This window comes from Pseudomonas sp. NPDC086278 (assembly GCF_050280905.1).
In the GTDB taxonomy this organism is placed as follows: Bacteria; Pseudomonadota; Gammaproteobacteria; order Pseudomonadales; family Pseudomonadaceae; genus Aquipseudomonas.
Window position 1 is genome coordinate 44742 of the sequence record NZ_JBNNWE010000040.1, and the last position, 7144, is coordinate 51885.

Here is a 7144-nt window from a genome sequence, read left to right on the forward strand (position 1 = left end):
TGGAGCAAGACCATGAGCACTCTGCAACCCGATACCCTGATCAAAAACCCTCAAGGCTGCCACGTCGTGTCTGCGGTCGAGATACCGGCCGAGGCCGCAAACGTGTGGGCGGTGGTCGGTAACTTTGCCGGCTTCGACCGGTTCATTCCGGCGCTGTCGCACATCGAGACGACGGGCGAAGGCGTGTCGTCGCTGCGCAAGAAATTTTTCAAGGACGGCAACCTGGTGGTCGAGCAACTCAACTCGCGGGATGACCAGGCACTGAACATGACCTGGACCACGATCTACAACACGTTGGGCGTGGCCAATTTGTGGGCGGCGATGAGTGTCGAGCCGCTAGGCGCGGGCAAGTCGCGGGCGACCTGGACCATCATTGCCGAACCGGCTCAGGGCGGCGCCGATGCGTTGCCGGGGTTCAAGGATTTTGTGCAGGGGTTTGCCGATGATGCGATGAACAATGTGCTGAAGCTGTTTGCGTAGGGCGTTGGTTTAGCGGCGATTCGTTTACCGCATTCGCGAGCAAGCCCGCTCCCACAGGTTGACCGCGTTTCTCCATACCAAACGCGGTCAACCTGTGGGAGCGGGCTTGCTCGCGCATGAACGATGACGCGGTCCGACTGGCCCGAATCAGATCTTGAAGCTGTCCACCAACTGCTTCAACCGGTTCGCCTGCACCGACAGCGCATCACAATCCTTCAACGTTTCATTGAGGTTGGCCACGCTCTGCTGGTTCAGCAGATTGATCTGGTTAACGTCGACGTTGAGGGTTTCCACCACCGCCGTCTGCTCTTCCGTCGCCGCCGCCACCGACTGGTTCATGCCGTCGATTTCACCGATACGCTTGGTCACGCTGACCAATCGCAGGCCGGCCTGATTCGCCACTTCAACGCTCTGCTCGCTGGACACCTGGCTGGCGTTCATGGTGGTCACCGCCTCGCGCGAACCGATTTGCAGCGAGCTGATCATCTTGTGGATTTCTTCCGCCGATTCCTGGGTGCGATGCGCCAGGTTGCGCACCTCGTCCGCCACCACCGCAAAACCACGACCGGCCTCACCGGCACGCGCGGCTTCGATGGCCGCATTGAGCGCGAGCAAATTGGTCTGCTGCGAGATGCCTTTGATCACGTCCAGAATGTGCCCGATGTTGTCGGTGCTGGCATTCAACGTTTCGATCTGGGTGCAAGACAGGCTGATTTTCTGCGACAGCTCGGTCATGGCCAGGATGGTTTTTTCCACCACCTGCCGACCGTCATCGGCCTGCTCACTCGCGCCGCTCGCGTGCTGGGAAGCATCGGCCGCGTTGCGCGCGATTTCCTGGGTGGCGGCGCCCAGTTCGTTGATCGCCGCCGCCACACTGTTGGTGCGCGCGCTTTGTTCGTCGGAGCCGATGATCGAAGCGTTGGACGACGCCATCACCCGTTGCGACAGGTCATGCACCTGACGGGTGGCCGAGGACACTTCGCAAATCGAAGCGTGAATCCGCTCCACGAACTGGTTGAACGAACCGCCCAGTTCGCCGAACTCGTCTTGGCTTTCGACCGCCAGGCGGCGGGTCAGGTCGCCTTCGCCTTGCGCGATGTCCTGCATGGCGCGGCCCATGGTGGTCAGCGGACGCATCAGCACGTTGATCAGCAGGCTCAACAGCACGGCAATCACGCTCACGGCGATGAACATGGCGATCAGCGCCGAGGTGCGGAACTGGCTCAATGGCGCGTAGGCCTTGTCCTTGTCGATCGACAGACCGATGTACCACTGAGCGTTCGGCAAACCGCTGACCGGCGTGAACGAGAGGATGCGTTGCTGTTTGTTCAAAGTGACTTGCTGATTGCCCTTCTCAATGCGCACGCCGGCATTCGGGTAGATGTCCTTCAGGTTTTTCATCACCTGGTCTTTGTCCGGGCTGACGATCACTTGACCGTCGGCGCTGACCAGGAACGCGTGACCGATGCCACCGAAGTCAACCGAGTTGATGATTTTCACCAGGGTTTCCAGGCTCAGGTCGCCGCCGACCACGCCGAGTAATTCGCCATTGTTCTTCACCGGCAGGGCGATGGTCACCACCAGGCCACCGACGGCGGCCATGTAGGGCGGGGTCAACATGGTCTTGTCGGCCGCGACGGCTTGTTTGTACCAGGGACGCTGACGCGGATCGTAACCGTCGGGCATCTTGGCGTCCGGGCGCTGGGTAAATACGCCATTGGTCTGGCCGACGTAGGTGAACTGGAAGTTCGAGGTGAGGGCGGGTTGGTCGAGCAGCCCCGCGAGGTCGGCGCTGGCGCCTTGATGGGCGACGTTCTGCGCGAGGTTCTCGAGCACCAGCACCCGGCCGCTTATCCAGTTCTGCACGCTACTGGCAGTCAGATCGCCAGCTTGCTGAACGGAGGACTCGAGGTTTTGCCGGATGGTATTTCGTTGCAGATAGTCGTTGTACAAAGTGAACAACGCGAAAGCCAGCACCACGACGCCAGAGGCGGCCAGCAGAATTTTGTGGCTGAACTTGAGATTCATTTCATGGGGCTTCTTATGCAAAAAGTGGGGATGCGTTCCGTGTTGCAACATTCCATGTAACAGCGCAGGCGGTACTCTGCGGCCGCTCTGCTTTGGTGCACGCATGTCTCGCCAGTCTGTCGGCAGCAAGTCTGGAAACCTTGAGCAGATGTACCAAATGCCCAGCCTTTCCCGTCGAACGGCCGCCAGGGCAATTGATTAGTGTTTTTGTAACGGCGCTTGTACGGCTGGCAGTTGCAAATTACCCGGCCCTTGATAACAATGCGACTAATTATCATTTGTGACCTGCCGGGCTGTTGCGTTCATGTCCTCACCTGAGTTTGCAGTACAAGCGCTTTACAGCAGCCATCACGGTTGGCTTGATACGTGGCTGCGTGCGCGGCTGGGCAACGCGGCCGATGCGGCGGACCTGGCTCAGGACACCTTCGTCCGCCTGCTGCAACGAACCGAACGCCTTGAACTGAAAGCGCCCCGCGCATTTCTGCGCACAATTGCGCGCGGCCTGGTGATCGATCACTGGCGCCGCGAAGAAATCGAGCGCGCGTATCTCGACACCATCGCGCATTTGCCGGAAGCACAAACTCCGACCGCCGAAGCGCGAGCACTGGTGCTTGAGTTGCTGGAGAGCATCGCCCGCCTGCTTGAAGGACTGAAGCCGAAAGTGCGTCAGGCTTTTCTGCTGGCGCAGTGCGAAGGATTGACTCACAAACAGGTCGCCGCGCAGATGGGCCTGTCCCTGCGCTCGGTGGAGCGCTACGTCGCGGACGCGCTCTTTCACTGTTATGTGTTGCGGTATGAGGCGTGATCTCTGTGGATAACTCATCACTGAGCCGGCGCGGCGAGCCCCATCAGCAAGTGGTCAAACAGGCCATCCATTGGTTGCTGCGACTGCGCAATAACGCGAGCAATCCAAAGCTGCGCCAGCAATGCGAAGTCTGGCGGGCAGAGCATTTCGAGCATGAACTGGCGTGGCAGCGCGTACAGTCGCTGCAAAACGAGCTGAGCAGCAATTTGCGCGCAGTCCCCGGCGCACAGGTGGCTTTCAACACCCTGGAAAACAGTGCTCAGGGATTGGGGCGACGCCAGGCGCTGAAACTGCTGTCGGGTGCATTGTTGATGGGTTCGGCGGCGTGGTTGGGCAAGGACGTGGTCGGCTGGCAGCAGTGGACCGCCGACTTCGCGACGGCCACCGGTGAGCGACGCGGTTTTCAGTTACCGGACGGAACGCGCCTGGAGCTCAACACGGCGAGTGCGGTGGACCTCGACTACACCGCCGCGCAGCGGCTGATCAACCTCACTCGCGGCGAGATCATCGTGACCTGCGGCGGAATTGATGAAGCATCTCCGTTTGATCGACCACTGCGTGTGCAGAGCCGGCAGGGTGTCTACGAAGGCATCGGGGCGCGTTTCATTTTGCGTCAGGACGCCGACTGCACACGGCTCAGCGTTACCAGTGGCTTGGTTTTGATCCACTCTCCACTGGGTGCGGGTGGTGTGCCGACTCAAGTGCATCCGGGACAAAGCTATCGCGTTGATCACCTTCGAGCGACGTTGTTGCCGCCGTTGGACATGGATGTCGGGGCTTGGGTTGATGGTTTGATCGTCACGCGCAACATGCGTCTGGGCGACTTCCTCAGCGAAGTCGGCCGTTACCGCCACGGTTATCTCAGTTGTGCGGCCGACATTGCCGACTTGCGCCTGTCGGGTGTCTTCCGTCTGGAAAACACCGATCAGTTGCTGGCCATCCTGCCGCAGACGTTGCCGGTGCAATTGCGCTATCGCACCCGATGGTGGGTGACGCTGGAGCGACAGGTCTGAATTATTTTTGGCGGGTTTTCCGTGTGAGCCCGGCTTAGTCAGTAAGCACACTGACTTCGACGACTTCCTACGGAAACCTACAATGACTGCGCGTACCACCAGTAAGAACTTTCCTCAATTCACTGCGGATTCGGGCCTGTTGCGCCATGCCGTTCGCGCGGCGTTGTTTTCGACGGCGCTGGGTGTCGGCCTGCTGCCGACGCTGGGTGCTGCCGCCGAGGGCAACGCCGTCAGCCTTCACCGCTACAACGTCGGCGCCGGCCCGTTGAGTGATGTGCTCAATCAATTCGCGCGTCAGGCGGGCATCACCTTAGCGATGACGCCTGCGCAGACGGCGGACCTGCAGTCTCCCGGTGTGCAAGGCGAATATTCGGCGGACCAGGCGTTGAGCCAATTGCTCAGCGGCTCGGGGCTGGCCGCGGTCAGCCAGGATGGCCGCAGCTATGTGTTGCGCCAGGCTGCCGACACCGAAGCGCTGGCGCTGCCCGCGACCGACATCCGAGGGTTCGCGCTCGGTAACGCGCTGGGCAGCATGGACGGCTACAACGCCACGCACAGCCAGGTCGCCACCAAGACCAGCACGGCGTTGCTGGAAACCTCGCAAAGTGTGTCCGTGGTCACGCGCGAGCAAATGGATGATCAAGGCTCGCAAACCGTGTCTCAGGCCATGCGCTACACCCCCGGCGTGCTGACCAATCCGTATGGCGCGACTCACCGATACGACTACGTGGCGATGCGCGGTTTCAACGATGGCTCGGTGGATAACATCTATCTCGATGGCTTGAAATCCATGGGTGACAGCGGGACCTACAGCACCATGCAGGTCGACCCGTACTTCCTGGAGCGGATAGATATCCTCAAAGGCCCATCCTCGGTGCTGTACGGGCGCAGCTCGCCGGGTGGCCTGGTGGCGTTGACCAGTAAAAAGCCGCTGTATGAGGCCTATCATCAGGTTCAAGCGACTGTCGGCACCCAAGGCCAGCGCGGCATGGGATTCGACTTCAGCGGCCCGGTGGATGACGACAAGCGCATCGCCTATCGTCTGACAGGACTGACGGATCAATCCGACACACAGTTCGACCACAATCGGGAAAAGCGCTTCGCCCTGGCGCCGACGGTGAGCATCGACTTCACCGAAGATACGTCGCTGACGCTGCAGGCCTATCTACAAAACGACCCCGATGGCGGCTATCACGCCGGCGTGCCGGCCGACGGCACACTCCATCAGCGCAATGGCAACCGGATCTCGCCGCACTTCTTCGAAGGTGAGCCCGGCATTGATGGCTATCAACGTGACCAGCAGTCGTTTGGCTACCAGTTTGAGCATCGTTTCAATGATGTCTTTACCGCGCGGCAGAACTTTCGTTACCTCGATTCCAAGGTGAAGCTGGATCAGGTTTACGCCTATGGCTGGACCACTGCGACGAGCAATGAGTTGAACCGTTATTACACGGGTGGCGACGAGAAACTGCATGCGTTTATCGTCGATAACATGCTGCAAGCGGATTTCTTCACCGGGGCCACCAAGCACACCGTGCTGATGGGCGCCGATTATCAGCGACGCAAAACCGTGGTCGACTGGGCAGCCGGGGCAGTTGCGCCGATTGATGCGTTCAACCCGGTGTATGGCAACTCGACGATCGACTTCTACGGTGAGACCAGTTACTTGCGGCGCCTGGAGCAGACCGGCGTCTATTTGCAGGACCTGATCGAGCTGGATAAGTGGCGCTTTTCTCTCGGGATGCGCCAGGACTGGGTCGAAACCTCCGATGAGAATCGACTGGCAGAAACCGGTCGGCCAGTGGGCACTGAAATCAGTGACAAACGCACCAAGCTGACAGGTCGCGCGGGGGCGCTGTATCTGTTTGATAGCGGGTTGGCGCCGTATATCAGCTATTCCGAGTCCTTCAACCCGAACTCTTACGCGGACAGTGCCGGTAACCCTTTGGCACCGACCGATGGCACTCAATGGGAGGTCGGCTTGAAGTATCAGCCGCCGGGCACCGATAACTTGTTTACCGCGTCGCTGTTCCGTATTGATCAGGAAAACCTGGCGACCAAGCTGCCACAGGAAGTCTTCTACCGGGCCGTTGGCGCTGTGCGTTCCCAGGGACTTGAACTGGAAGCGCACATGCAATTGACTGACAACCTGAAAGTACTCGGCAGCTATACGTTTACTGACATTGAATATTCGAAGTCGATGATTAGCACGTTGAGCACGCCCAGCGATGCGATCGAGAACAAGGGTAATTCGCCAACTCAGGCACCACGGCATATGGCGTCGGTGTGGGCAGACTACAAGTTCGACAGCGCGGCACTGGATGGGCTTCGTTTAGGCGGTGGTGTGCGATATGTCGGCTACAGTTGGGCAGATGCGGAAAACACCATGAAGGTGCCTTCTTACACGCTGTTTGACGCCTCTATTGGCTATGACTTGGGCAAGGTGGGCTTGAAAGGCGTTGACGTACGCCTGAACGCGAACAACCTGACAAACGAATCCTATGTGGCGTCCTGTGCCAGTCTGAACTACTGCTACCTGGGTGAGGAGCGCAACGTCGCTGCCACGGTGAGTTATCAGTTCTAAATAGTGGGCCTGTAAAAAAACCAGCCCCTGATCATTAGGGGCTGGCTTTTTTGTTTTTGTGGTATGGCCAACGGACTTTTTATCTGGGCCTAAACGACAAAACCCCTGTCTGCATACGCAGACAGGGGTTTCGGAATTCAATCTTGACGATGACCTACTCTCACATGGGGAAACCCCACACTACCATCGGCGATGCATCGTTTCACTGCTGAGTTCGGGATGGGATCAGGTGGT

Annotated in this window: 5 protein-coding genes and 1 rRNA gene; 4 read left to right on the forward strand and 2 right to left on the reverse strand. The window is 59.2% G+C overall.

From position 1 onward, the window contains the following. Window positions 1-12 precede the first annotated feature (12 nt). Window positions 13-480 (forward strand): SRPBCC family protein, encoded by a 468-nt coding sequence (locus ACQKP4_RS14675; protein WP_427634195.1) that lies wholly within the window; start codon window positions 13-15, stop codon window positions 478-480. Between the two features lie 147 nt (window positions 481-627). Here the strand turns inward: ACQKP4_RS14675 and ACQKP4_RS14680 are convergent, their stop codons facing one another. Beyond that, a complete protein-coding gene (locus ACQKP4_RS14680; protein ID WP_427634197.1) occupies window positions 628-2508 on the reverse strand; it encodes a methyl-accepting chemotaxis protein in 1881 nt (626 codons plus the stop codon). Window positions 2509-2812: 304 nt separating this feature from the next. Between ACQKP4_RS14680 and ACQKP4_RS14685 the strand changes: the two genes are divergently transcribed. The 3 genes from ACQKP4_RS14685 (at window position 2813) to ACQKP4_RS14695 (ending at window position 6910) form a co-directional block, all read left to right on the forward strand. Next, on the forward strand, window positions 2813-3313 hold the full coding sequence (locus tag ACQKP4_RS14685) for a sigma-70 family RNA polymerase sigma factor (protein WP_427634199.1): 501 nt from the start codon (window positions 2813-2815) through the stop codon (window positions 3311-3313). Next, complete coding sequence (locus ACQKP4_RS14690) at window positions 3313-4326, forward strand: FecR domain-containing protein (RefSeq protein WP_427634206.1); 1014 nt, start codon at window positions 3313-3315, stop codon at window positions 4324-4326. Before ACQKP4_RS14685 ends, ACQKP4_RS14690 begins: the two co-directional genes overlap by 1 nt. 82 nt (window positions 4327-4408) lie before the next feature. Further along, a complete protein-coding gene (locus ACQKP4_RS14695; protein WP_427634201.1) occupies window positions 4409-6910 on the forward strand; it encodes a TonB-dependent siderophore receptor in 2502 nt (833 codons plus the stop codon). Between the two features lie 141 nt (window positions 6911-7051). Here the strand turns inward: ACQKP4_RS14695 and rrf are convergent. Next, window positions 7052-7144: ribosomal RNA gene (gene rrf, locus ACQKP4_RS14700) — 5S ribosomal RNA — on the reverse strand; the annotation flags it as partial.